20 protein-coding genes and 1 pseudogene are annotated in these 23,793 nt (G+C 72.2%); 5 read left to right on the plus strand and 16 right to left on the minus strand.

Going from position 1 to position 23,793, the window contains the following annotated elements:
- Window positions 1-34: 34 nt before the first annotated feature.
- Window positions 35-1,432: a M20 family metallopeptidase gene (locus tag ADK36_RS38975; protein WP_053200957.1), complete on the minus strand. Its 1,398-nt coding sequence runs from the start codon at window positions 1,430-1,432 to the stop codon at window positions 35-37.
- Between the two features lie 125 nt (window positions 1,433-1,557).
- Between ADK36_RS38975 and ADK36_RS38980 the strand changes: the two genes are divergently transcribed.
- A complete protein-coding gene (locus tag ADK36_RS38980) occupies window positions 1,558-2,490 on the plus strand; it encodes a LysR family transcriptional regulator (RefSeq protein ID WP_053200959.1) in 933 nt (310 codons plus the stop codon).
- Here ADK36_RS38980 and ADK36_RS38985 read toward each other — a convergent pair.
- From ADK36_RS38985 to ADK36_RS38995, 3 genes are all read right to left on the minus strand, one after another.
- A complete protein-coding gene (locus ADK36_RS38985) occupies window positions 2,482-3,618 on the minus strand; it encodes a PP2C family protein-serine/threonine phosphatase (protein WP_199830346.1) in 1,137 nt (378 codons plus the stop codon). The two genes, ADK36_RS38980 and ADK36_RS38985, sit on opposite strands and share 9 nt — an antisense overlap.
- 105 nt (window positions 3,619-3,723) lie before the next feature.
- The gene (locus ADK36_RS38990) at window positions 3,724-4,503 is read right to left on the minus strand and encodes an IclR family transcriptional regulator (RefSeq protein ID WP_048586276.1); all 780 of its coding nucleotides are present in this window, start codon (window positions 4,501-4,503) and stop codon (window positions 3,724-3,726) included.
- A 56-nt stretch (window positions 4,504-4,559) separates the two neighbouring features.
- On the minus strand, window positions 4,560-6,626 hold the full coding sequence (locus ADK36_RS38995; protein WP_048586277.1) for a SpoIIE family protein phosphatase: 2,067 nt from the start codon (window positions 6,624-6,626) through the stop codon (window positions 4,560-4,562).
- Window positions 6,627-6,804: 178 nt separating this feature from the next.
- Between ADK36_RS38995 and ADK36_RS39000 the strand changes: the two genes are divergently transcribed.
- Window positions 6,805-9,276: a SpoIIE family protein phosphatase gene (locus ADK36_RS39000; protein WP_053200961.1), complete on the plus strand. Its 2,472-nt coding sequence runs from the start codon at window positions 6,805-6,807 to the stop codon at window positions 9,274-9,276.
- A gap of 57 nt (window positions 9,277-9,333) precedes the next feature.
- Here the strand turns inward: ADK36_RS39000 and ADK36_RS39005 are convergent, their stop codons facing one another.
- The 7 genes from ADK36_RS39005 to ADK36_RS39035 are packed head-to-tail and all read right to left on the minus strand — an operon-like array spanning window position 9,334 to window position 16,117.
- Window positions 9,334-10,077: an SDR family NAD(P)-dependent oxidoreductase gene (locus ADK36_RS39005; RefSeq protein WP_053200963.1), complete on the minus strand. Its 744-nt coding sequence runs from the start codon at window positions 10,075-10,077 to the stop codon at window positions 9,334-9,336.
- Window positions 10,074-11,000 carry a fumarylacetoacetate hydrolase family protein gene (locus tag ADK36_RS39010; protein ID WP_053200965.1) on the minus strand — a complete coding sequence of 309 codons (927 nt, stop codon included), beginning with the start codon at window positions 10,998-11,000 and terminating at the stop codon, window positions 10,074-10,076. Before ADK36_RS39010 ends, ADK36_RS39005 begins: the two co-directional genes overlap by 4 nt.
- A gap of 13 nt (window positions 11,001-11,013) precedes the next feature.
- Complete coding sequence (locus ADK36_RS39015; protein WP_048586281.1) at window positions 11,014-11,952, minus strand: VOC family protein; 939 nt, start codon at window positions 11,950-11,952, stop codon at window positions 11,014-11,016.
- A gap of 12 nt (window positions 11,953-11,964) precedes the next feature.
- On the minus strand, window positions 11,965-12,978 hold the full coding sequence (locus tag ADK36_RS39020) for an amidohydrolase family protein (protein WP_053200967.1): 1,014 nt from the start codon (window positions 12,976-12,978) through the stop codon (window positions 11,965-11,967).
- Window positions 12,975-14,111 carry an FAD-dependent oxidoreductase gene (locus ADK36_RS39025; RefSeq protein ID WP_048586283.1) on the minus strand — a complete coding sequence of 379 codons (1,137 nt, stop codon included), beginning with the start codon at window positions 14,109-14,111 and terminating at the stop codon, window positions 12,975-12,977. The genes ADK36_RS39020 and ADK36_RS39025 overlap by 4 nt, the downstream gene beginning before the upstream one ends.
- Before the next feature lie 57 nt (window positions 14,112-14,168).
- Window positions 14,169-15,131: a cyclase family protein gene (locus tag ADK36_RS39030; protein ID WP_053200969.1), complete on the minus strand. Its 963-nt coding sequence runs from the start codon at window positions 15,129-15,131 to the stop codon at window positions 14,169-14,171.
- Window positions 15,128-16,117: a fumarylacetoacetate hydrolase family protein gene (locus tag ADK36_RS39035; RefSeq protein WP_048586285.1), complete on the minus strand. Its 990-nt coding sequence runs from the start codon at window positions 16,115-16,117 to the stop codon at window positions 15,128-15,130. Before ADK36_RS39035 ends, ADK36_RS39030 begins: the two co-directional genes overlap by 4 nt.
- A 184-nt stretch (window positions 16,118-16,301) precedes the next feature.
- Here ADK36_RS39035 and ADK36_RS39040 point away from each other — a divergent pair, with 184 nt between their 5' ends.
- Window positions 16,302-17,225 carry a LysR family transcriptional regulator gene (locus ADK36_RS39040; RefSeq protein ID WP_053200971.1) on the plus strand — a complete coding sequence of 308 codons (924 nt, stop codon included), beginning with the start codon at window positions 16,302-16,304 and terminating at the stop codon, window positions 17,223-17,225.
- A 53-nt stretch (window positions 17,226-17,278) separates the two neighbouring features.
- Here the strand turns inward: ADK36_RS39040 and ADK36_RS47270 are convergent.
- The 3 genes and pseudogenes from ADK36_RS47270 to ADK36_RS39050 all read right to left on the minus strand — a co-directional run.
- Window positions 17,279-18,193, minus strand: a pseudogene (locus ADK36_RS47270) (MFS transporter); the annotation flags it as partial.
- A gap of 133 nt (window positions 18,194-18,326) precedes the next feature.
- Window positions 18,327-18,974 (minus strand): LysE family translocator, encoded by a 648-nt coding sequence (locus tag ADK36_RS39045; protein ID WP_053200973.1) that lies wholly within the window; start codon window positions 18,972-18,974, stop codon window positions 18,327-18,329.
- A complete protein-coding gene (locus ADK36_RS39050; RefSeq protein ID WP_053200982.1) occupies window positions 18,968-20,107 on the minus strand; it encodes a diaminopropionate ammonia-lyase in 1,140 nt (379 codons plus the stop codon). The genes ADK36_RS39045 and ADK36_RS39050 overlap by 7 nt, the downstream gene beginning before the upstream one ends.
- A 134-nt stretch (window positions 20,108-20,241) precedes the next feature.
- Between ADK36_RS39050 and ADK36_RS39055 the strand changes: the two genes are divergently transcribed.
- Window positions 20,242-21,150, plus strand: coding sequence for a LysR family transcriptional regulator (locus ADK36_RS39055; RefSeq protein WP_053200975.1), 909 nt, complete (start codon window positions 20,242-20,244; stop codon window positions 21,148-21,150).
- A 139-nt stretch (window positions 21,151-21,289) separates the two neighbouring features.
- On the opposite strand, the gene ADK36_RS49255 is transcribed toward ADK36_RS39055, so the two are convergent.
- Window positions 21,290-22,042 carry a hypothetical protein gene (locus tag ADK36_RS49255; RefSeq protein WP_053200978.1) on the minus strand — a complete coding sequence of 251 codons (753 nt, stop codon included), beginning with the start codon at window positions 22,040-22,042 and terminating at the stop codon, window positions 21,290-21,292.
- A gap of 297 nt (window positions 22,043-22,339) precedes the next feature.
- Complete coding sequence (locus ADK36_RS39065; RefSeq protein ID WP_048582863.1) at window positions 22,340-23,038, minus strand: LuxR C-terminal-related transcriptional regulator; 699 nt, start codon at window positions 23,036-23,038, stop codon at window positions 22,340-22,342.
- A 261-nt stretch (window positions 23,039-23,299) separates the two neighbouring features.
- Here ADK36_RS39065 and ADK36_RS39070 point away from each other — a divergent pair.
- On the plus strand, window positions 23,300-23,793 hold a 494-nt coding region (locus ADK36_RS39070), incomplete at its 3' end, for an ABC transporter ATP-binding protein (protein WP_159391252.1).

Consider the following 23,793-nt stretch of genomic DNA (forward strand, 5'->3'; position numbering starts at 1 on the left):
GGCTGGGCATGGTTGTTGTCCGGACGGGGCGTCCTCAGGCGCGGGCCGGCACCGGGTGGTCGGCCGTGGGGCGGCCCAGCGCGTGGAAGAAGCCGGTCGCCAGGACGAGGCCCTCGCGGGCGATCGGCGCGAGGAGATGTTCGTCGGGCGCGTGCTGGAGGCAGCCGGGGTAGGAGTGCGGCAGCCAGAGGGTGGGCAGGCCGAGGACGTCCGTGAAGACGGCGTTGGGCAGTGAGCCGCCGATGTTCGGCAGCACGGCGGCCGGCCGGCCCGCGACCCGCTCCAGCGTCGTACGGGCCCAGTCGGCCCACGGGTCGTCCAGGGGCGTACGGCTCGCGGCGAAGCTGCCCAGCAGACGGACGTCGACCATCGGATACCCGTGCTCGGCGAGGTGCGCGGCGACCGCCTCCGCGGCTCCGCCGGCGTCCGTGCCGACGACGTACCGCAGCTGCAGCACCGCCCGGGCCCGGCCGGGGATCGCGTTGACGGGGTGGTCGACGTCGCCCGCGCCCAGGCTGAGGACTTCCAAGGTGTTCCAGGCGTAGAGCCGCTCGGCGGCGGACAGGCCGGGCTCGCCCCAGCCCGCGTCCGGCACCGGGTCCCCGGGACTGCCCGCGACCCCGATCCCGGCGAGCGCCTCACGGACGGCGTCCGGGACGGCGGGCGGCAGCAACGCCGGTACGCGGATCCGGCCGTGGCCGTCGACCAGGGTGGCGATCGCGCCGGCGAGCGTGGTGGCGGGGTTGCGCAGGACGCCGCCCCAGTTGCCGGAGTGGTACGAGTCCGGCCGCAGATCGGCGTCGAGGAGGAGCTGGACGCCGCCGCGCGTCCCGAGGAACAGCGTCGGCGTCTCCGCGTCCACGCGCGGTCCGTCCGAGGCCACCAGGACGTCGGCCCGCAGCTCGGTGCGGTGCGTTGCCGCGAACTCGGCGAGGCCGGGCGAACCGATCTCCTCGCCCGACTCGAACAGGAACTTCAGGTTGAAGCCCAGCGCGCCCTGCTCGGCGAGCAGCAGCCGCAGCGCGGCGAGATTGACCAGGTGCTGCCCCTTGTTGTCGGCGGCGCCGCGCCCGTACCAGCGCTCGCCCTCCGCGGTGAGCGTCCAGGGATCACGCCCCGCGCTCCACCGGCCCGCCTGGCCCTCCACGACATCGGCGTGGCCGTAGCACAGCACGGTCGGCAGGTCCGGTGACTCGATCCGGGTGCCCAGCAGGAAGGGACCGGCGGAACCCGCGCTCTCGTACCGGGTGACCCGGCAGCCGAGCCCCGCCAGCGCGGGCGCGAGCACCTCGGCCAGGTATGCGTCCAGCGCAAGGCGGCCCTCCGGACGGGCACTCTCCGTCGCGTACGCGACCATCGAGGCGAGCTCGGCGAAGAAGCCCCCCGAGTCGACGAACTCCTCGGCCTTACGGATCAGTTGCTCGGGAACCACGGACCGGCCTTCCAGGGGTGACGGCTTCGCTTCAGCAGCGTAGGCCGGATCCCGGCGTGCGACCATTGCCGTTTGTGACGGGCCGCGTTCCCTTTTCGGCAACGCGATCTCAGGCTGGAGAGACGATGCAGCTGCTGCCGGTGAACCTCGCGTACTTCCTGGAGGTCGCCCGCGCCGGGTCGGTGACCGACGCCGCCCAGGTGCTGGGAGTCGCACCGTCGGCGGTCAGCCGGCAGATCGCCAAGCTGGAGTCGGGACTCGGGACGGCGCTGTTCGACCGTCGGCCGCGCGGCATGGCCCTGACCGACGCCGGCGCACGGCTGCTGGTCCACGCCCGCCGGGCCGAGGCCGAGTCGGCCACGCTGGTCGAGGAGCTGAGGGCGGGGCGCGGCGCCGAGGAGCGCGGTGTCGCGGTCGCCTGCACGGAGGGGTTCGCGCACCGTCTGGTGCCCCGCGTGATCGCCGGGTTCCGGCGCGAGCACCCCGAGGTGTCGTTCCGCCTCGATGTCGTCCCCCGCCAGGAGGCGACGCGTCGGGTGGTCGAGGGGATCGCCGACGTGGCCGTCACCTACGCGATGGGCCCGCAGCACGACGTCCGCGTGGAGTGCGCCGTCGTGGTGCCGGTGTCCGCCGTGGTCCCGCTCGGTCACGAGCTGGCCGCCCGTGACCGGGTCGGGCTCGCGGAACTCTGCGCCCACCCGCTGGCGCTGGCCTCACCGGGCACCAGCCAACGCGAGCTGTTCGACATCGGCGTGCGGCTGGAAGGACTCACCGTCCGCCCCGCCCTGGTCTGCGACTCCCTCGCCCCGCAGTACGAGTTCGTACGCGCCGGAGGCGGCCTCGCCCTGGTCGGGGATCCGGTCGGAGACCCGGACGACCAGGGGCGGGACACCGGGACCGGGGGCGTGAGGCATGTCCGCGTCGACCACCCGGTCTTCCGGCAGCGCGAGGCTCAGGTGCAGACCGCCGTGGGTCGTCGGCTGCCGTGGCCGGCCGCCCGGTTCACGGAGTCCCTCGTGGCGATGGTGCGGTCGGGGCGGCCGACGGACCTACGGTGAGCACGACCCGATGCGCCCGGTGTCGGACGCCGCCCGGGGGACCGTCGCCACGGCCGAGTCCGGCATCCGGAGCAGCAACAGCGCCGCGTCGTCGTGCAGCCGGCCGCCCACATGGGCCAGCAGTTCGTCGTGGAGCGCGCTCACGGTGTGCACCGGCTCGTCGGACGTGTGCCGCGCCAGCCCGTCGGCGAGCGGATAGAACTCACGGTCGTGGTCGCGGGCCTCGGTGACGCCGTCGGTGTAGAGCAGCAGCTGGTCCCCGTCGGAGAAGGGCAGCACCTGCAGTGCGGGGCTCTCGCCCGACAGGGTGCGCAGACCGAGGGGCGGCGCCGGGCGGTCCGGTTCGACGGGTACGACGACACGGTCGCGGACCAGCAGCGGCGGCGCGTGCCCGCAGTTGACGACCTCCAGCTGCCCGGCCCCGGGGTACCCGGCGACCACGGCGGTCACGAAGTCGTCGCTGCCCAGGTTGCGCGCCAGGCTCCGCTCGATCCGCGCGACGACGGCCAACAGGTCGGGCTCGTCGTAGGCGGCCTCACGGAAGACACCCAGCACCAGAGCCGCGGTCCCCACCGCGGGCAGCCCCTTGCCCCGCACGTCGCCGACGATCAGCCTGACCCCGTAGGGCGTGGACACGAGCGCGTAGAGGTCGCCGCCGATCCGGGCCTCCGCCGCGGCGGCGCTGTAGCGGACGGCCACCTGGAACGGCCCCACCGTCGCCGGTACGGGCTGGAGCAGCGCGTGCTGGGCGGCCTCGGCGACGGAACGGACCGCCGCGAGCACCCGCTCGCGCCGCCCGCGCAGCGCGCTGGCCAGGCTCCCCGCCAGGGTGACGGCCATCAGTGCGGCCAGCACCACCGCCAGCTCGCGCTCCCCGACGTTGTCGTGGATGCCGAGGATCGCGCCCAGGACGGCGGTGAGCAGTCCCACCCAGAGGACGCCGCGCGGCCCGTTCGTGGTAGCGGCGAGCGCCGGGCCCACGGCGAGCAGCGGCAGCCAGGTCATTCCCGGCCCACAGACGAGATCGACGAGCACGATGGCGGCGACGATCAGGATGGGCAGTACGGGCGTGGTGGCGACCAGTCGCCTCGACCAGTGGTCACGACCGTGGTGCGGGGCCTTGCTCATGTCTTGTCGGCTGTCCTCACCTGTGAGCGGGGGGCATACGCCCAGGAAATGTCCGATTTATCTAAGAAAACCGGTTCGACCCCGGACAGGACAAGGACACGGATTTCAGATAGTGAGCGACAGGCCCCTGGTCACGCGGCTCGCGGTCGGGAGCAGGCGCGCCCTGACCTCCTCCAGGCGGGCGCGCGTCTCCTCGACACGGGCCCGGCGGCCGGCCCGCAGCGAGACACCGAGCGAGCCGAGTGTGCTGCCGCTGTAGACGGGCACCGCGACACAGACCGTGCCGAGGGAGTACTCCTCCATGTCCGTGACCGCCGGGGCCAGCGGCGAGGAGTCGAGCTGCCGGATCAGCTCCGGGGTATCGGTGATCGTCCTGGGCGTGAGGTCGGGAAGCGCGTGCCGGGACAGGTAGTCCTTGCGTGACTCCTCGTCCAGCTCGCGCAGGACGGACTTGCCCAGCGCCGTGGCGTGCCCGGCGTCCTCGAACCCCACCCACAGATCCACCCGGGGCGCGCGCGGGCCGTCGACGATCTCGACGACCCGGATCTCCCCCTCCTCGTAGAAGGTGAGGTAGGCGGCGGACGACAACTCGTCCCGCAGCGCGGCCAGCGTGGGGCGGATCCGGCTGAGCAGCGACTGGGCCTGCCCCGACGTCTGCAGCGTCTCCAGGCGGTCGCCCAGGATGAACCCGCCGTCGTCGAGCTTGCGTACGTATCCGTCGTGGACCAGCGTCCGCAGCAGGTGGTACGTCGTGGCCAGGGGCAGGCCGGTCTCCCGCGCCAGCTGCTTGGCCGGCGCGCCGTTCTGGTGTGCGCTCATCGCCTCCAGCAGACGGAAGGCGCGCTGTACCGACCCGATGAGCGTAGGGCTGTGCTCAGCACCCATAGGAACAGCGTGCGCCGGGTGCACGGCGCGGGCAAGACGGGACCGGCGGCCCCGGCCTACAGCACCCGGGCGACGAGCAGCGCCACGTCGTCGTGGTCGTCGGGATGGCGCAGGCCGTACAGGAGGAGGTCGCAGGTCTCCTCCAGCGGTCTGCGGGGTTCGTCGAGGAAGCCGAGGAGGACGTCCAGGCGGTCGTCGATGGAGTGGTGCCGGGTCTCGACGAGGCCGTCGGTGTAGAGCACCAGCAGATCGCCGGGCCCCAGGCCGACCGTCGTGGTCCGGAAGGGGATGCCGCCGACGCCGAGCGGGGCACCGGCGGGCAGGTCGAGCAGTTCCGGCCGGTGGCCGGGGCGGGCCAGGGCGGGCGGCATGTGTCCGGCGTTGGCGATGTGGCACCGCTGGGTGCGGGGGTCGTACACCGCGTACAGACAGGTGACGATGTAGTGCTCCAGATCGCAGGTGATCTTGTCCAGGTGCTGGAGCACGGTGCCGGGATCGAGGTTGAGGTCCGCGTAGGCGCAGGTCGCGGTGCGCAGCCGGCCCATCGTGGCGGCGGCGTCGATGCCGTTGCCCATGACGTCGCCGACGACCAGCGCGGTCTCGTCGTCGTCCAGCGGGATGACGTCGTACCAGTCGCCGCCGACCTCGCTGGTGGCCTGGGCGGGCTGGTAGCGGGAGGCGAGTTCCAGACCGGTGTGGTGCGGCGGGTGGTCGGGCAGCAGGCTGCGCTGGAGGGTGAGCGCGGTGTTGCGCACGCTCTGGAACCAGCGGGCGTTGTCGATGGCCACGGCGGCCCGGCTGGCCAGCTCACCGGCCAGGACGACGTCGTCCTCGTCGAACGGCACCGGATTGCGGGTCCGCTTGAGGTCGAGGGCGCCGAGCACCTCGCCGTGCGCGATCAACGGCACGGCGAGATAGGAGTGGACGCCCGCACGCGCCAGCAAGGAGGTGGCCTCGTCGTCCCGGGCGATGCGCGGCAGATCCCGCTCGCCGACATGGCGCACCAGAACCGGCCGGGCGGTGTGCACGCACAGGGTGACCAGCCGGTCCCCGTCGTACGCGGCGAGGTCACCGGGCGGGTCGGCGGCGCGCAGGGCCACGCTCGGGTAGGCCGCCTTGAGGGCGAGGGCACGGAACAGCTCCGGGCCGTTGTCCGGCTTGCGCATACGGCGGCAGGCCAGCGCGGAGTCCAGGACGTCCACGGCGACCACGTCGGCCAGCTCCGGCGTGGCGACGTCGGCCAGTTCGCGGGCGGTCCGCTCCACCTCCAGGGTGGTGCCGACCCGGGTGGAGGCGTCGGCGATCAGGGCCAGGCGACGCCGGGCCCGGTCGGCCTCGGCGGCCGCGCGGTGCCGCTCGGTGACGTCGACGAACGAGATGGCCGCGCCCAGGACCCGCCCCCCGGGGTCCTCCAGCCGGTAGAAGGACAGCGACCAGGCGTGCTCGTTGTCGGGGTCGGCCGGCGGGCGGCCCACGTGGTACTGGTCGAGCAGCGGGGTGCCGGTGGTGAGCACCTGGCGCAGGGCGGACTCGATGGTGTCGATGTCGGGCAGCGGCAGGGTCTCCCGCAGCCGGCGGCCGACGTGGTCCTCGGCCGGGGTGGCGTCGATCCGCTCCAGCGCCGGGTTGACCAGCAGATAGCGCAGATCCGGGTCCAGCAGGGCGAAGCCGATCGGGGACTGGTTGATCAGCCGCTCGCACAGCGCCAGATCGGTCTCGACGCGCTGGAGCAGGGAGTGGTCGGCGGCGATGCCCAGGGCGTAGACGTCACCGAGATCGTCCAGCAGCCGCATGTTGCGGAACTCCGTCAGCCGGGTGCTGCCGTCCTTGTGCCGCACGGGGAAGGTGCCGGCCCAGCTCCGGCCGGTCTCCAGCACCTCCGTGAACAGCTGCACCACGGCCGGCAGCTGGTCGGGGCTGATGAACAGCCGCGCCGCGTGCGTGCCGAGCGCCTCCTCGGCGGTGTAGCCGAAGAGCTCCTCGGCCTGCGGGGTCCAGAACACCACGCGCCCGCCGGCGTCGACGACCACCGCCGCCACGCTCAGCACATCGAGCAGGCCGGTCGGACGGGGCGGCTCCGGGTCGTACCCGCCTCCGTCGGACTCGAAGGATCCAGCTGTCATCCCGGCTCCTCCTCCACCGGCCGGCAGGGCCGGCACCTCCATGCTCCCTCCGCCCGCACCGGCTTGCCCAGTGACGGTGACGGACGGGACCGACGGCCTTCGGCCCGTGCAGATCGGGCGCACAAGCAGGAACATGGTCGTGTAGAGGACGGGACCCATGGACGCTGCGTGAGGACCCATGGCTGCTGCGGGAGAACGACCGGGGGCGCCCACGTCCACCGGACCGAGCGAGTTCTTCGACGCGTCCAGCGACGCGGCGGCGGTGGTGTCCGGACGCGGTGTCGTCCTCGGCTGGACGCGGGCCGCGGAGGAACTCCTCGGCCGTCCGGCGTCGGAGACCGTCGGCACCTCCGCCGCGGGCCTGCTGGCGATGCCGGACGATCCGGTCCGGGTGGCCGGGGTCGCCGAGCGCTGCCGGGCCGGCGTGGGGTGGAGCGGCCTCATTCCGGTACGGCACCGTGACGGCCGCCGGATCGATGTCGACCTGCGGGTCTCCGCGTCCTTCCGGATCGGCGCGGACGAGTGCTTTCTGATCTCGGCGCGGGAACGGCGGCAGCAGTGGACGGTGGGCCAGTCCGTCCTCGACGGCTTCCTGACCCGCTCCCCGGTCGGCATGGCCGTGATGGACACCGGGCTGCGCTACGTCTGGCTCAACGACACCCTGGAACGCCTCGGCGGCGTCCCCCGCGAGCAGCGCCTCGGCCGTCGGCTCAGCGAACTGCTGCCGGGGCTTCAGGCGGAGACGATCGAGGGCCTGATGCGCAAGGTCCTGGAGACCGGCCTCCCGGTCACCGACTACGAGTACCTGGGCTGGAGTTGGGCCGACCCGCACCGCCGGCACGCCTACTCCACGTCCTTCTTCCCCCTCGTCGACGCCGACAACTCGATCACCGGGGTCTGCTACATGGTCCTGGACGTCACCGAGCGGTGGACCGCCCGCCAGCTGCTGGCGCTGGTCAGCGAGGCCGGGACACGGATCGGGACGACGCTGGACGTGCTGTGGACGGCGCAGGAGCTCGCCGACTTCACCGTCCCCCGCTTCGCGGACTTCGTCGTCGTGGACCTGCTGGAGCCGGTGCTCAGCACCGAGGGGCACGGGACATGGCTGACCGACGCGGGCCCGGCACCCGCCAAGCCGGTGATGCGCCGGGCCGGTATGAGTTCGGTGCGCGAGGGCTGCCCGGAGGCGGTGGCGCGGGTCGGGGAGCGGGTGGACTTCGTACCTCCGCCGCACGGCGCGCGTCTCCTCATCGACGGCGGGCCGATCCTCATCCCGGTCCTCGACCCGTCCGACGAGCTGTGGACCACCGAACAGCCCGCGCGGGCGGCCAGCATGCGCGAGTTCGGACTGCACTCCCTGATCTCCGCGCCGATGCGGGCCCGGAACACCGTCCTGGGCCTGACCACGTTCATCCGGTCGCTCAACCCCGTCCCGTTCCAGCCCGACGACGTCCTGGTCGCCCAGGAACTGGTGGCCCGGGCGGCGCTGTGCGTCGACAACGCCCGCCGCTACACCCGGGAACACACGGCGGCGGTCACCCTTCAGCGCAGCCTGCTGCCCCAGGCCCTCACCGGCGGTACGGCACTGGAGGTGGCCTCCTCCTATCTCCCCGCGGACCCGACCGGCGGGGTCGGCGGGGACTGGTTCGACGTGATCCCGCTGTCCGGCGCCCGGGTGGGCCTCGTGGTCGGCGACGTCGTCGGCCACGGCATCACCGCGGCGGCGACCATGGGCCGGCTGCGCACCGCCGTACAGACCCTCGCCGACATGGAGATGCCGCCCGACGAACTGCTGGCCCACCTCGACGACCTGGTGCTCCGCCTGAGCGCGGAGCAGACGGGCGAGGAGCCGACCGAGGCGGCCCACCAGGGCACGACCGGCTTCCTGGGCGCGACCTGCCTCTACGCCGTCTACGACCCGGTCACCAGGCGTTGCACGATGGCCCGCGCCGGACACCCGCCCCCGGTCGTCGTCGCGCCCGACGGCCAGGTCTCCTTCCCCGAACTCCCCGCCGGGCCGCCGCTGGGGCTGGGCGGGATGGCGTTCGAGGCCGGTGAGATCGAACTCGCCGAGAACAGCCTGCTCGGCCTCTACACCGACGGCCTGGTCGCGGCGACCGACCGCGACATGGAACGGGGCATGTCCCGGCTCGGTGACCTGCTGTCCCGGCGGGACCTCGACCTCGACCTGCTGTGCTCGTCCGTGGTCCGGCAGCTCGTGCCCGCACCCCAGCCCGACGACATCGCCCTCCTCCTGACGCGCACCCATGCCCTGGGCGCCGAGCACGTCGTCTCCTGGGAGGTGCCCGTCGACCCGGCCGCCGTCGCCGACCTCCGGGCCCGGGCGACCCGCCAAGTGGAGTCCTGGGGCCTCGGCGAACTCGCCATGACGACCGAGCTGATCGTGAGCGAGCTGGTCACCAACGCGATCCGCTACGCCGAACCCCCCATCCGCCTACGCCTGATCCGCGACTCCCGCCTGACCTGCGAGGTCGCCGACGCCAGCAGCACCGCCCCCCGGCTCCGCCACGCCCGCAGCATGGACGAGGGCGGCCGCGGCCTGTTCCTGGTGGCCCGGCTCGCCCATCGCTGGGGAGCCCGCTACACGACCGTCGGCAAGATCATCTGGGCCGAGCAGGAAATGCCGTGAAGACCCAGCCCCTCGGGGACGCCCAACCCCTGCCCGTCCGCACCGCGGTCGGTCGTCTCACGAACGCAGCGCGTCCGAGACGGACTTGACGCCGCCGTGCGCGGTCAGTCCGCCGTCCACGGCGATCTCGGCGCCGGTGATGAAGGACGCTTCGTCGGAGAGCAGGAACACCACGAGCGGGGTGATCTCGTCCACGGTGCCGGTGCGGCCGAGCGGGGTCTCGCGGATGTTCGCCTCACGGAAGGCGGGGGCCGCGGAGGCGGTCATCTCGGTCTCGATGTAGCCGGGGTGGACGGTGTTGACGCGGATGCCGCGCGGGCCGAGCTCCAGGGCGGCGGCCTTCGACAGGCCCCGCAGCGCCCACTTGCTGGCCGTGTAGGCGACCGGGTAGTGGCCGGTGAGCGCGGCCGTCGAGCCGACGTTGACGACGGACGAGCCCGCAGGCATCAGCGGGGCGAGATGCTGGATGCCGAGCAGCGGTCCGGTGACGTTGACGGCGTGGACACGGTCGAAGTCGTCCGCGCGCACGTCGCCGAGGCGGGCACGCCAGGTGATCCCCGCGTTGTTGACCAGGCCGTGGACATGGCCGTACGACTCACTGAGCTCTGCGGCGAGTCCGGCCCACTCCGCGTCGCTGGTGACGTCGAGGCGGCGGCACCCGGGTGCGTCCGTCACGTCGGTGGCGATCACCCGGGCGCCCTCGCGGGCCAGCGCCCGGGCCTCGGCGGCGCCCTGGCCGCGGGCCGCGCCGGTGACGACCACGACCCTGCCGAGCAGCCGCTCGGGGTGCAGGCCGCTCACGGCCGCTCCCGGCCGCGGCGGCGGCCCGCCGGTACCGGCACCGGATCCACCCCCGGGGCCACGGTGTTGGACACGGAACCGATGCCCTCCACGGTGAGCGTCACCGTGTCACCGGGCTTCAGCGGCGCCGGGTCCGGCCGGCCGCGCACGCCCCACAGCTCGGCGAGACAGCCGCCGTTGCCGCAGGTCCCGGAGCCCAGCACGTCTCCGGGGCGCACCCAGGTGCCGCGCGAGGCGTAGGCGACCATCTCCTCGAAGGTCCAGCTCATGTTGGACAGCAGGTCCTCGCCGACCACCTCGCCGTTCACCGAGGCGGTGAGCGCCAGCCGCAGGAAACCGTCGGCGTCCCGGTACGGCTCCAGCTCGTCGGCGGTGACGAGGTACGGGCCGAGCGTGGTGGCGGTGTCCTTGCCCTTGCAGGGGCCCAGGCCCACCTTCATCTCCGCCGACTGCAGGTCACGGGCGGACCAGTCGTTGAAGATCGTGTAGCCGACGATGTGGTCGCGGGCCTGCTCCGGGGTGAGATCGCGGCCCTCGCGGCCGACCACGGCGGCGACCTCCAGCTCGAAGTCGAGCACGGCCGACCCCGGCGGCACGGGGATGTCGTCGTGCGGGCCGTACACCGCGTAGGGATTGGCGAAGTAGAAGGTCGGAGCCGCGTACCACCGCTCCGGCACCCCGGCGGCTCCGTCCACGGACCGCCGTACGCCTTCGACGTGCTCCTCGAAGGTGACGAAGTCCCGCACGGTGGGCGGCTGGAGCGGCGGCAGCAGGCGTACGTCCGACAGCGGGACGGTGTCCCCCACGGGGCGGGTGCCGGCGGCGTTCAGGGGTGAGGTGCCGTCCGGCAGAGCCCGTACGACGGTGCCCTCCACGACTCCGCACCGACGGCGTCCCTCGTACAGGTAAGTGGCGATGCGCAATGGTCGGCGCCCCTTACACCGGCGGGGCGACGAAGACGCCGCGGTCGGGGTCGTTGAAGGACTCCTTGGTGACCAGTTCGTTCATGGGGTTGGCGGTGCCCCACTGGTCGGTGACCTCGGGCTTGGAGAAGTCGTAGACGTGGGGGTGCCAGGTGTCCTCGTCGAGGAGTTCCAGCTCGGTGGTGTATTCGACGGTGTTGCCGTGCGGGTCGAGGAAGTAGGTGAAGGTGTTGTCGCCCGCCATGTGCCGGCCCGGGCCCCAGATCTTCTTGAAGCCGGCGCGCATCACCCGGCCGGAGCCGCGCATGTACTCGTCGATCCCGCGCATCTCGAAGGAGATGTGGTGCAGTGAGGTGTGCGGGCCCTTGGCGATGGCCATGGAGTGGTGCTGGTTGCTGATCCGCATGAAGTGCATGACGTCGCCGATGTGCGGATGGCCGAGCGTGTCGGAGAGGCGGAAGCCGAGGTGGGTCTCGTACCACTCGCGGGTCTTGTCCAGGTCCGGCGAGTTGAGGACGACGTGCGACAGCTTGACCGGGATCGACTCCTTCTCCTCGATCTTGCGGTGCCGGCGCACCTCGACGTCCGCCGAGACCTCGATGGTGCGGCCGTCGACGTCGAAGAAGCGGAAGCCGTAGCCGCCGCCGGGGGTGTCGACCTTGCCCGGCTGGGAGATCAACTGCACGCCCTGGGAGAGGAGCTGCTCAGCGAGGGCGTCCACGTCCGCCGCGCTGCCGGCGCCGTAGGAGACCAGGTCGAGGCGCTTCTCGTCGGCCTTGCGCAGCCGGACGACGTACTGCTCGGGGCTGCCCTCGGCGGCCAGGAAGGAGATGCCGGAGTCCTCGGCGACCTTGGTCAGGCCCCAGACGCCGGCGTAGAAGTCGAGCTGCTTGTCGTAGTCGGGTACGGCCAGGTCGACGTGGCGCAGGTGGGTGAGCAGGCGGTTGCTCATGGGGGTTCCTCCTCAGGCGAGGTTCAGCAGGGCGGCGGCGTTGCCGCCCCGCACCGCGTGGAAGTCGTGGTCGGGAAGGCCCGCTGAGCGCAGGGCGGCCAGCGGGTCGTCGGTGCCCATGTCGAAGGGGAAGTCGGAGCCGAGCAGGACACGGTCGGCGCCGACGACGTGGATCAACTCCCGCAGGACGTGCGGGTCATGGACGAGGGAGTCGAAGTACAGGTGCTTCAGGTAGCTGCTCGGCTCCCGGGAGCAGGCACGGGCGTCGGGGCGGGCCCGCCAGGCGTGGTCGGAGCGGCCGATGTGGGTGGGGAGGTAGCCGCCGCCGTGCGCGGCGAGCAGCTTCAGGCCCGGATGGCGGTCCAGGGCGCCGGAGAAGATCAGGTGGGAGAGGGCGACGGCGTTCTCGGTGGGCTGGCCGACGGTGTTGGACAGGTACCACCGGTCCAGGCGCTCGTCGAGCGTGCAGCCGAACGGATGCAGGAAGACCAGGGCGCCGGTCTCCTCCGCGCGGGCCCAGAAGGGCGCGAGCCGCGGATCGGACAGCTCGACCTCCGGTGTCCCGCCCGGCCCGGGAGCGTGCGAGGAGATCTCGACGCCCCTCAGCCCCTGGTCCAGCGCGTGGTCGAGCAGGGCCACGGCGAGCTCGGGGTGCTGAAGCGGGACCAGCCCGAGACCGTGCAGCCGGTCGGGGGCCTTGGCGCAGTGCGCGGCGGTGCCCTCGTTGGCCAACCGGCAGATGCTGTCGGCCAGTCGGGCGTCGGCCCAGTAGTGGTAGTGGTTCGGTGACGGGCTCACCAGCTGCATGTCCACGCCGGCCTCGTCCATCGCCGCCAGCCGCACGGCGACGTCCGTCAGCTTCGGCACCCGCGCGCCCACCATGGGCCCGTTGACCGCGAGGGCCGCCTGCCCGTTGCGGCGGGCGTCGAGGTCCCGCGCCTCCGCGAGGCCGGGGTGACCGGCGACGGCCGCCTCGATCTCCGGGAGCAGGAGGTGGGCGTGGACGTCGATGGTGGGCGCCGTCACGGCAGCTCCTTCAGGAGGTTCATCGTGCGGCCGATCAGCCCGGGGACGTCGGCGTCGCGCACACCGTCCAGCTGCCACTGGCCGATCTGCACGGACGCCTCGACGACGGCCCGCACCCGGGGGACGCGGCGGTCGTAGTACGCCTGGAACAGCTCGTCGCCCCAGGGGCGTCCGCCGGTGAGCAGCTCGGCGAGAACGAGGGCGTCCTCCAACGACATGGCCGCGCCCTGCGCGATGGTCGGCGGGCAGCAGTGGGCCGCGTCACCGAGGAGCACGACCCGGCCGCGGTGCCAGGAGCCCTCGACCAGCATCCGGGTGAACCAGGTGTAGTTGACCTGCTCCGGGTCGGTGATGTGCCGGGCGATCTCCGGCCAGGCTCCGCCGTACCGCTGTGCCAGGCGGCGCATCTCGTCGGCGCGGTCGGCGGGGCGGACGGCCGCGCGGTCGCGGCACCCTTCGACGACGTACGCGTAGATGCTCTTCTCGCCGGTCGGGGTGTAGCCCGCGATATAGGCCGGTCCGCCGTAGGCCAGGTCGGTGCGTACGACACGCTCCGGCCGCGGAGCGGCGACGCGCCAGATGGCCATGCCGGTCGGCTCGGGCCTCTCGGTGATGCCGATCGCGGCGCGGGTGGCCGAGTTGAGCCCGTCGGCGCCGATCACCAGGTCGTAGCGGCCCGCACTGCCGTCGCTGAAGCGCACCGAGACACCGTCGGCGTCCTGCTCCAGCGTCTCGGCGGTGACGCCGAGACGGACCGTGGCGCCGGAGGCGCGCACCGCGTCGATGAGGATCTGCTGCAACCGGGGCCGCTGCATGCCGAGGGTGGCCGGCAGGTCCTCCCCGCCGGTCCGGATGTCCTCGGCGACGAACAGGACGGTGCCGTCCGGGGCGGTCACACCCAGCGAGCCGAAGGCGTACCCGGAGCCCTCCACCTGTTCCCACACGCCCAGTTCGCGCAGCACCCGCAGGGCATTGCCCTGGAGGGTGATGCCGGAGCCGGTGGTGGCGTTCCAGTCGGGCCGCGCCTCGATCAGGTCGACGGCCAGGCCGGCACGGCGCAGCAGGACGGTGACGGCGTTGCCGGAGGCGCCCCCGCCTATGACGAGGACGGTGGGGTAGGGGCTGTCAGCCATGTCGGGGAAACCTCCCGAGGTCGGGCCGCGCGGCGGCGGGCGGCGGGGTGCGGTGCGCTACTTGACGGCGAGGGGATTGACGGGGGAGCCGACCGCCCCCGTGATCGGCAGCGGCGCGGCGGTCAGCCAGAACTCGTGGACACCGTCCGCCGCGCAGTCCTCGGCGAGCGCCTCCAGATCCCACATCTCGCCGATCAGCAGCCCCATGTTGGGGATGACGACCTGGTGCAGCGGCTGGAAGGCGTTCTCGAACTCGTTGGGCCGCACCTCGAACCCCCAGGTGTCGGTGGCGATCGCGGCGATCTCCGTCCGGTGCAGCCAGCCGGCCGTGGTGAACGACAGCCCCGGCGCGGGCCCGCCCGCGTACTCGCCCCACCCGCCGCGGCGCACCCGGGCCAGCTGCCCGGTCCGTACGACGACGATGTCGCCGCGGCCGACGGCCACGCCGTGGGCCTCGGCGGTCGCGGTCAGATGCTCCTCGGTGATCGCGAACCCGTCGGGCAACTCGCCGTCCCCGCCCACGACCCGGCCCACATCCAGCAGGACACCACGTCCGGCGACGTACGGCGCCATGTGCTCGACGCCGGTGACGAGGTCACCGTCGGAGGTGACGACCTTCTCGGCCGGCCGCCCGTTCCAGGCGTTGCCGTGGTCGAAGATGTGCCCGAGCCCGTCCCACTGCGTGGAGCACTGCAACGGCATCGCGATCACGTCGTCGGCGCCGCCGATCCCGTGCGGGAAGCCCTGGTTGCCCAGCGCCGCGTCGGTGCCCGTGTCGAGCATCGTGTGCACGGGGTTGGTGCGCCGCCGCCAGCCCTTCTGCGGCCCGTCCATGTCGAACCGCTGCGACAGCGAGAAGCTGACACCCCGCCGCACCAGGGCGGCCCCCTCCCGGCGCTTGCCCTCGTCGAGGAAGTTCAGGGTGCCGAGCACGTCGTCCTCGCCCCAGCGCCCCCAGTTGGAGTACGCCTTGGCGGCCCCGGCGACGGAGCCCTCGGGGTCGTGCCGGTCGAGGATCATGCCGTGCCCTCCGCCACACAGCGGGTGCGCTGCACGCCGAGACCGGTGATCGACCCCTCCATGACGTCGCCGTCGCGCAGCAGCCGTCCCCAGTGGATGCCGTTGCCGGCCGGGCTGCCGGTCAACACGAGGTCGCCCGGCAGAAGCCGGGCCGTCTGCGAGATGTACGACACCAGCCGCGCGATGCCGAAGAGCATGTCCTTGGTGGACTCGTCCTGCATGGTGTCGCCGTTGAGCTTGAGGGTGACCCGCAGATCACCGGGATCGGCGATCGACTCGGCCGGCACGAGCCACGGGCCGAGCGGGGTGAACCCCGGCGCGTTCTTGCAGCGCAGCCAGTCGGTGCCGATGGCCTTCATGTCCCGGCGGAAGACGGTGGCGCGGTCGGTGAGGTCGTTGGCGATCGTGTACCCGGCGACACACTCCAGCGCCTCCTCGACGGGGACCCGGTAGGCCGGCTTGGCGATGACGGCCGCCAACTCCAGTTCCCAGTCCGGCTGTTCGGCCCAGGAGGGGAGGACGACGTCGTCGTACGGCCCGGCGATGGTGGTGGGCAGGCCGATGAAGACGTACGGCAGGTCCTCGGCGGCCCGCCGGTCCATGACCGCGGCGATCTCGGCTCGCGCCTCCTCGACCGTGCGCGGGTCGTCGGGAGAGCGGTGGGCGACCTCCAGGTCGATCACGTGCTGCCGGTAGTTGGCCCCGGACTGGAAGATCTGCCGGGGCTCGACGGGGGCGTGCACGCGCAGTCTCTCCAGCGGCTGCCAGTCATGGGTGTCGTCGCCGGCCAGGGCCCGCAACAGGGGGAGTGTGCCCTCCCACCGTTCCAGTACGGCCCGCACACCGGACGGGGCCCAGTCCAGGGCCCTGTTCAGGTCGAGCACCCGGCCCTCGGCCAGCAGACCGGGAAACGGATCCCGATCCCCGTCCAGGGCGGAGAACGTGCCGAGCGCGAACGGGCCGGCCGGTTGCACGAGCGTTGCCATCAGATTTCCTCCTGCTGGGGTGCGGTCCACTCTGACCCCCATCCTCGAATCACGGAAATCAATCTTCTGTATATGCTGAATCCACGCCATGGATAGTCGACGTCATGGACAACCGACGCCATGGGTAGTCCATGTACGGGGGTGGCCCATGCCGTGGCCCCCCTCACTCGCCAGGTGGTGCCCCGTGAACCTGTCCCGACTCGACCTCAACCTGGTCGTCGCCCTGCGCGCCCTGCTGGAGGAACGCAACGTCACCAGGGCCGGCGAGCGCATCGGACTGAGCCAGCCGGCGATGAGCGCGGCGCTGTCCCGGCTGCGCCGCCACTTCGACGACGAACTGCTCGCCCGGACCGGCAACGCCTACGAACTGACGCCGCTCGGCGTCGCGTTGCGGGACCGCAGCGCCACCGCCTGCGACCTCCTGGAGCGCGTCTTCGCCAGCCAGGCCGACTTCGACCCGGCCGCCGAGACCCGCGAGTTCACCCTGCTCGCCTCGGACTACGGCGCGGCCGTGTTCGGCGCCGCGCTCGCCCGCGCCGTGCACCACGAGGCACCCGGCATCCGGCTCACCTTCCAGCACCCGGCGCCCACGGTCGTGGAGAACACCGCCGCCCTGCTGAGCACCGTCGACGGGCTGCTGATGCCGCACGGCGTCATCGACGGCTTCCCCGCCGTCGACCTCTACCAGGACCGCTGGCTGTGCATGATCGCCGAGGACCACCCCGAGGTGGGCGCCGAACTCACCCTCGACCATCTGGCCCGCCTGCCCTGGGCCGTCTACCAGCGCCCCTACGACGCCCCGGCCGCCCGCCAGTTGAGCATGCTCGGCATCAGCCCGCACGTGGAGGTCTCCGTCCAGACCTTCCAGTTGCTGCCGTTCATGATCGAGGGGACCCGTCGGGTCGCGATGATCCAGGAGCGCCTCGCCCGGCGGGCGGTGCGCTCGGCGGCGGTGCGTGTTCTGCCGTGTCCCTTCGAGGCCGTACCGGTGCAGGCGGCGCTGTGGTGGCACCCGCTGCACGCACAGGACGCGGCGCACATCTGGCTGCGGCAGAAGGCGGCGGAGGTGGGGGCGACGCTGATGGAGGAGGGTGGTGGCCCTCGGTGAGCCGTATCTCGGCACCGCCCCGCGCCCCACGGGGCGTTGCCCGTCAGGCCAGTCGCTCCGGCCACGGTCGCGGCACTCGCGAGCGCGGTGGCCAGGCCGATGACACCCGAGTTCACCACGCCCAGGTCGTCCAGCAGATACGCCATCTCGACCGGGACCGTGTAGAACACCATCGCCCCGAAGAAGGTGAGCGCGCAGACGCCGGCCAACTGCCGCCAAGGGAAGGGCCGACGTACTCCCGGGCTCGCCACCGCGGACGGCGTCCCGGCGGCGGACGCGTGGGTCGGGTGCTGGTGGGGCTCGTGGGGCTCGTTGGCCGTGCCGGCCGGACGGTCCGCCCGACCGGGCAGAGCGGAGGCCATCAACGGAGCGAGGACCAGGCTCACGGCATAGACCCAGAAAGGCGCCTTCCAGCCGGCCGCCCCCACCGCACCGCCGAGTACGAAGAAGACGGTGGCCGACGCGGAGGCGCACATGGTTTGCAGGGCGAGGTACTTCACCCGCCGGTGACCGGAGTAGTAGTCGCCGATCAGCGTGGTGCAGCAGGTCATGATGGCGGCCTCGGTGACACCTACGAGCGCGCGGCCGGCGATGATGGCGCCCAGCGAGTCCAGCCAGAGCGGCGCCGTGCCGAACACGGCGTACAGCACGGTCGCCACGATCAGCAGCCGCTCGCGGCCCAGCCGGTCCACGATCACCCCGGCGAACGGGGCCAGCAGCGCCAGCGACAGCGCCGGAACGGTCAGCGCCAGCGGAACGAGCACCTTGGCGCCCGGCGTCGAGGCGAAGTGGTCCTGCATCTTCGGCAGCACCGGGGCGATCAGTACGGCGCCCAGGATGGGCAGACAGCTGCCCGCCATCAGCAGGGTGACGCGCAACAGATGGGCCGGGCCCGACACGGCGACGGACGACGGAGCGGCGTCGTCGGCCGCGACGGTCGGCGGGGTCGGGGACACGGAACCGGGCATGGCGACTCCAGGGGAAGGGTCGGGGAACAGGCACGACTATGAGTCGGCCGGCCCCCGGCCACCATCCTCCGAGCGATCCGAATCCCGTATCCAGCTCATCCATGCCGTGGATGCACCACCGCACCGGAGGCCCTCAGTGGGAAGTGGCCACGACCACGAGACCGAAGCCGACGAGCGCGACGCCCGTGGTCCGTCCGAGCGCACGGTGGACCCGTGGTGTCCGAAGAAGAGGCCCGGCCTTGGACAGGAGCAGCACGTAAGCGCCGAGCCAGACGAGCGTGAGGGCGGCGTGGAGGAGGACGAGGAGCGTCATGGCCCAGGCGGTGGGCAGAGGGGGCGGGGCCAGGGTGGGGAGCAGTCCGGTGTAGAAGACGGCGATCTTGGGATTGAGGACGTTGCTGATCAGGCCGGTCCGCCAGGGGTTGCCGACGGAAGGTCGACGGGTTGCCGTGTCCGTGTTCGTGTCCCTGGCTGTGGCCGTGTCTGTGGCTGCGGCATGACGGTTCTGCCACAGCGCCTGTGCTCCCAGGAACACCAGATAGCCGGCGCCCAGGAGCCTGACGGCCAGATAGGCCGCGGGCGAGGCGGCCAGTACGGCCGCGAGTCCGGCCGCCGTCAACGCGCCCCAGACCAGCAGCCCGGTCGCGATCCCGCCCACGGTCCGCAGGGCGTCCGCCGGCCCGGCCATGAGGGCGCGGCGGGTCACCACCGCCATGTCCGGCCCCGGCATGACGGTCAACAGGCCGAGGACACCGAGGGCTGCCGCGAGGTGGGTCAGCATGTGGGGGAGTGCGGGTTGGCGGCCGTGCCCTCGGTGTTCAACAGCACGACGACCGACGCCGCGTCGAGCCCCAACGCCGTACGGCGTTCTGCGGACCCCACATCGCTGAGCACCGCACGCGAACCGGCGAGCGCCGCCGCCCCGCAGGGGCCCGAGGAGACGCCGAGGGCGGCGAGGCGAGCGGCCGCACGGGCGCTGTCGGCGTCGGTGACGGCGACCGCCGCGTCCAGCCCGCCGTGCAGGTGGGGCCAGGCGACGCTGGACGGGGTGCCGCAGTTCAGCCCGGCCATGATGGTGTCGCCGGTGGGGACGCTGACGAGCTTGCCCAGGGTGAGGCTTTCGAGGACGCAGGCGGCGGCCTCCGGCTCCACCGACAACAGCGCCGGCGGCCGACCGGACGGGCGGCTGCGGTAGTGGGTGACGACGGCCTGGGCCAGGGATCCCACGCCGACCGGTACGGCGACGAGGCCGGGCCCCTCGACGACTCCGGCCGCCGCCAGTTGCTCGTCGATCTCGGTGCAGAGAGTGGAGTAGCCCTCGACGATCCACCCCGGGATCCGCTCATACCCAGGCCACCCGGTGTCCTGGATCAGAACGGCGTCCGGCGCCGCAGCCGCCCGAGCCGCCTGGCGTACGGCTTCGTCGTACGGTCCCGGGACCTCGGTGACCTCGGCCTGTTCGGCGACGATGGCCGCCACGGCCCGCGGATGCACACCTTGCGGGACGAAGACATGGGCGCGCTGCCCGAGCAGGTGGGCCATGCGGGCCACCGCCCGGCCGTGGTTGCCGTCGGTGGCGGTAACCAGGGTGACCGGTGCGGGTGCGGGTGCGGGTGTGGGCGCGGGCTCCTCGCCGGTTCCTGACCGTTCGGCAAGGGCGCGGTGGACGGCCCAGGATGCTCCGAGCGCCTTGAACGCGGGCAGCCCCAGACGGCACGACTCGTCCTTGACGAAGGCGCGCCCGACCCCCAACTCCGTTGCGAGTGACGGTAGTTCGGTCAGCGGGGTGGGTGAGTAGTCGGGCAGTGCGGAGTGAAAGTCCCGTACGTCGGCGGGTGCGGGTTCACATCGCCAGGTACGGGCAGCGGGACGTACGACGAAGGGGAGGGGACGCGGGGAAGTCAGGGGCGGCAGGGGAGGCGGCTGGGAGGAGTCGTTGTCGGACACATGATCAGGGTCCGACGGTCTCCTGCGATCGGTCCAGCGAATGTTTTCGATCTATAGTCATCGGAATTCCTGATGATTCGGGCGAGGGGAACGGTCCGGCGGTGTTCGACCTTCACCGACTGCGCCTGCTGCGCGAACTCAAGCACCGCGGCACGCTCGCCGCGGTCGCCGCCGCCCTGTCCTACGCCCCGTCGTCCGTCTCCCAGCAGCTCTCCCAGCTGGAAGCCGAGGTCGGGGCCCGGCTGCTGGAACCGGTAGGGCGACGGGTGCGACTGACCGAGCAGGCGGAGATCCTCGTCGCCCATACCGAGGCGATTCTGGAACGCCTGGAGCGGGCGGAGGCGGACATCGCCGCGTCCCTGACCGATCTGACCGGCACGTTGCGTATCGCGTCTTTCCAGACGGCGGCCCTGGCACTGGTGCCTACGGCGCTCGGGCTGCTGCGCGACCGGCATCCGCATCTGCGCGTCCACGTCACACAGCTGGAACCGGAGACGGCCCTGCCCGCCCTGCAAGCCCGTGACTTCGACCTGGTTCTAGCCGAGGAGTACCCCGGCAACCCCAACCCACGGCCCGCCGGACTCGAACAGGAGGACCTGCTCGACGACCCCCTGCACCTCGCACTGCCGCCACGCGCCACCCGCCCCGACGCGGACGCCCCGATGGCGGCCCTGCGCTCACTGGCGGACCACCCCTGGGCGATGGAACCCGAGGGCACGGCCGCCCGGCACTGGGCCATGACCCTGTGCCGCGACGCCGGCTTCGAACCCGACGTGCGGTTCGAGACCACGGATCTCCTGCTCCACCTCCGCCTGGTCGAGCACGGTCACGCCGCCGCGTTCCTCCCCGACCTCGTGTGGAACGGACGCCCCCCGACCGTCCCCCTACGACAACTCCCCCGGGGCCGGCGCGCCCGCCGCGTCTTCACCGTCGTACGCAGTGGCCGCGACCGACACCCCGCCATCCTGGCGTGCCGGGAGGCACTCCACCGAGCGATTGCGCTCCGCTAGGGGCGCCGTACCTCCAACGCTTGGCTTGCCTTTCCTCGCCCCGGACAGTCGTGTGCCGGGCCCGGATACCCGGGCCCGGCTTTCATCGACGTGCGACGTCCCCTAAGGAGCCGGGATCAGCTCCGCCTCGTCGTCGTCACTACCCGTGCTGCCCCTTCCCGTGGGACGAGTGCTTGGGGTGGTGCGGCTTTTCGGGGTACGCCGGCTTGACGGGGTGGGCGGGCTTGACCGGGTACATCGGCTTGACGGGGTAGGCGGGCTTGACCGGGTACATCGGCTTGACCGGGTGGATGGGCTTTGCGGGGTACGCGGGCTTGACGGGCTTGATCGGGTAGGCCGGCTTTTCGGGGTAGGCGGGCTTGACCGGCTTGATGGGGTAGGCGGGCTTTTCCGGGTATGCGGGCTTGACGGGCTTGGCCGGGTAGGCGGGCTTTTCCGGGTATGCGGGCTTGACGGGCTTGGCCGGGTAGGCGGGCTTTTCCGGGTACGCGGGCTTGACCGGCTTGGTGGGGTATTCGGGCTTGACGGGCTTGACCGGGTACGCGGGCTTTTCCGGGTAGGCGGGCTTGACCGGCTTGACCGGGTAGGCGGGCTTCTCCGGATACGCGGGCTTGACCGGCTTGACCGGGTGCTCAGGCTTGACGGGGTAGTCGGGCTTGACGGGGTAGTCAGGCTTGACGGGCTTGACCGGGTACTCGGGCCTGACGGGCTTGACCGGGTACTCGGGCTTGACCGGGTGCTCGGGCTTGACCGGGTGCACCGGATACGCCGGCTTGGTCCCGTGCGCCGGGTAGGCGGGCTTGGCCGGGTACGGCGGGTGTGGGGTGGTGTCGTCCTGGGCGTGGGCGGTGCCCGTGCTCGCCAGGGCGGCTGCGGCGAGCGCGGCAGCCATGGCGGCTGGCGCCAGAACTGATCGCCATCTAGGCGATGTAGTCATTGTTTCCACTCTCCTCGACTTGGTTCAGGGCCTCGTGACGGGGGGTCAGCACCAAGAGCCGGACAGTGGAATGAATAGGAAATAGACTGATATGAATAACACTGCGGCGGTTATAAGCCACCGGATGGTGTAGCGCAGGAGGCCAGTTGGCCCGAGGTAGGGCGGGGGGCGAGACGGCGAGAGGACGAGGCGGCGGAGCCGCAGGCGCCGACGGTGACCCCCGGGCTCCGTGTCCCGGGCCCGCACCCCGCGTCAGGCCGCCGGCCGCACGAGGCCCGACTCGTACGCGAAGGTCACCGCCTGGACACGGGCGCGCGCGCCGATCTTGCCGAGGATGTTGCTGACGTGCGTCTTGACGGTGGTCGGCGCGATGGACAGCCGCTCGGCGATCTCGGCGTTGGACCAGCCGGAGGCGACCGCGGTGAGGACGTCGCGCTCGCGTCCGGTGAGGGCGTCGAGGTCGGACGTGCGGGGGAGGGGGTGGCCGGTGCGCTGCTGGCGGACGGCGTCGATGAGTGCGCGGGTCAGGTCCGGGGTGATGACGGCGTCCCCGGCGGCGACGACGCGGACGGCCGAGGCGAGTTCCTCGGGGGCGGCGTCTTCGAGCAGGAATCCGTCCGCGCCGGCGCGCAGGGCGGCGTAGGCGTATCCCTCGTGGCCGGCGGGAGTGAGTACCAGGACGCGGGGCGTGTGCGGGGTCGCGTCCGCCAGTTCGAGGAGCCGGGGCCCGCGGTGCGGGCGTGCGAGGCGTCGGATGGTGTCGATGTCGTTCGCCCGGGAGGGGTGACTGTCCATCAGGACGACGTCGGGACGGAGCGTGGCGCTCATCCCGACCGCCTCGGCCCCGCTCGCCGCTTCCCCGACCACGCTCAGATCGGGCTCGGGGTCCAGGAGCATGCGCAGGGCGAGGCGCTGGAGTGACTGGTCGTTGACCACGAGTACGGAGACCATGGCTGTCTTCTCCCTGGCGGAGGGCCGGGCGGGCCGTCTATCAAGCGGAACGAAACGGTTTCGTTCACGACGCTACCGTAGCGCTTGTAAAGCCGGGGTAGGTAAACGGCCCGATGGCGTTCGAAGCTGTCGTTCGATGTTGTCGAGGAAGCTCAGCGGTCCGCCCGTTTGAAGGCGCGGTTTCACCGCCGGGCGACGTCGCCGGGCGGCTGAAACCGAGTTGAAGCCGTACTGAACCGCCGTGGCCGCACGCTCTGCGGCATGACGACGACGGACCACGAACTCGCGATCGCGGCCATGGGGCTGCGCAAGTCCTACGGGGACAAGACCGTCCTGGACGGCATCGACATCCGGGTGCCCGCGGGAACGATCTTCTCGTTGCTCGGGCCGAACGGCGCGGGCAAGACCACGGCGGTGAACATCCTGTCCACCCTCATCTCGGCCGACGGGGGACAGGCGCGGATCGCCGGGCACGACATCGTCGGCGAGGCCCAGGCGGTGCGTGCCGCGATCGGTGTCACCGGGCAGTTCTCGGCGGTGGACGGGCTGATCACCGGCGAGGAGAACATGCTTCTGATGGCGGACCTGCACCACCTCTCCCGCAGTGAAGGCAAGCGCACCGCGGCCGAGTTGCTGGAGCGTTTCGACCTGGTGGAGGCGGCGAAGAAGCCCGCCTCGACCTACTCCGGCGGTATGAAGCGCCGCCTGGACATCGCCATGACGCTGGTCGGCAGCCCGCGGATCATCTTCCTCGA

It is taken from the genome of Streptomyces viridochromogenes (genome assembly GCF_001270495.1).
In the GTDB taxonomy this organism is placed as follows: domain Bacteria; phylum Actinomycetota; class Actinomycetes; order Streptomycetales; family Streptomycetaceae; genus Streptomyces; species Streptomyces viridochromogenes_A.

Bases quoted from the DNA above. Each gene is read 5' to 3' on its own strand.
- ADK36_RS39045 (WP_053200973.1), bottom strand. From the start codon at position 18,974: ATGCTGACCCACCTCGCGGCAGCCCTCGGTGTCCTCGGCCTGTTGACC.
- ADK36_RS39035 (WP_048586285.1), bottom strand. From the start codon at position 16,117: ATGGCAACGCTCGTGCAACCGGCCGGCCCGTTCGCGCTCGGCACGTTC.
- ADK36_RS38985 (WP_199830346.1), bottom strand. From the start codon at position 3,618: ATGAGCAAGGCCCCGCACCACGGTCGTGACCACTGGTCGAGGCGACTG.
- ADK36_RS39065 (WP_048582863.1), bottom strand. From the start codon at position 23,038: ATGGTCTCCGTACTCGTGGTCAACGACCAGTCACTCCAGCGCCTCGCC.
- ADK36_RS38990 (WP_048586276.1), bottom strand. From the start codon at position 4,503: ATGGGTGCTGAGCACAGCCCTACGCTCATCGGGTCGGTACAGCGCGCC.
- ADK36_RS49255 (WP_053200978.1), bottom strand. From the start codon at position 22,042: ATGGCTGCCGCGCTCGCCGCAGCCGCCCTGGCGAGCACGGGCACCGCC.
- ADK36_RS39015 (WP_048586281.1), bottom strand. From the start codon at position 11,952: ATGAGCAACCGCCTGCTCACCCACCTGCGCCACGTCGACCTGGCCGTA.
- ADK36_RS38980 (WP_053200959.1), top strand. From the start codon at position 1,558: ATGCAGCTGCTGCCGGTGAACCTCGCGTACTTCCTGGAGGTCGCCCGC.
- ADK36_RS39030 (WP_053200969.1), bottom strand. From the start codon at position 15,131: ATGATCCTCGACCGGCACGACCCCGAGGGCTCCGTCGCCGGGGCCGCC.
- ADK36_RS39025 (WP_048586283.1), bottom strand. From the start codon at position 14,111: ATGGCTGACAGCCCCTACCCCACCGTCCTCGTCATAGGCGGGGGCGCC.
- ADK36_RS38995 (WP_048586277.1), bottom strand. From the start codon at position 6,626: ATGACAGCTGGATCCTTCGAGTCCGACGGAGGCGGGTACGACCCGGAG.
- ADK36_RS39000 (WP_053200961.1), top strand. From the start codon at position 6,805: ATGGCTGCTGCGGGAGAACGACCGGGGGCGCCCACGTCCACCGGACCG.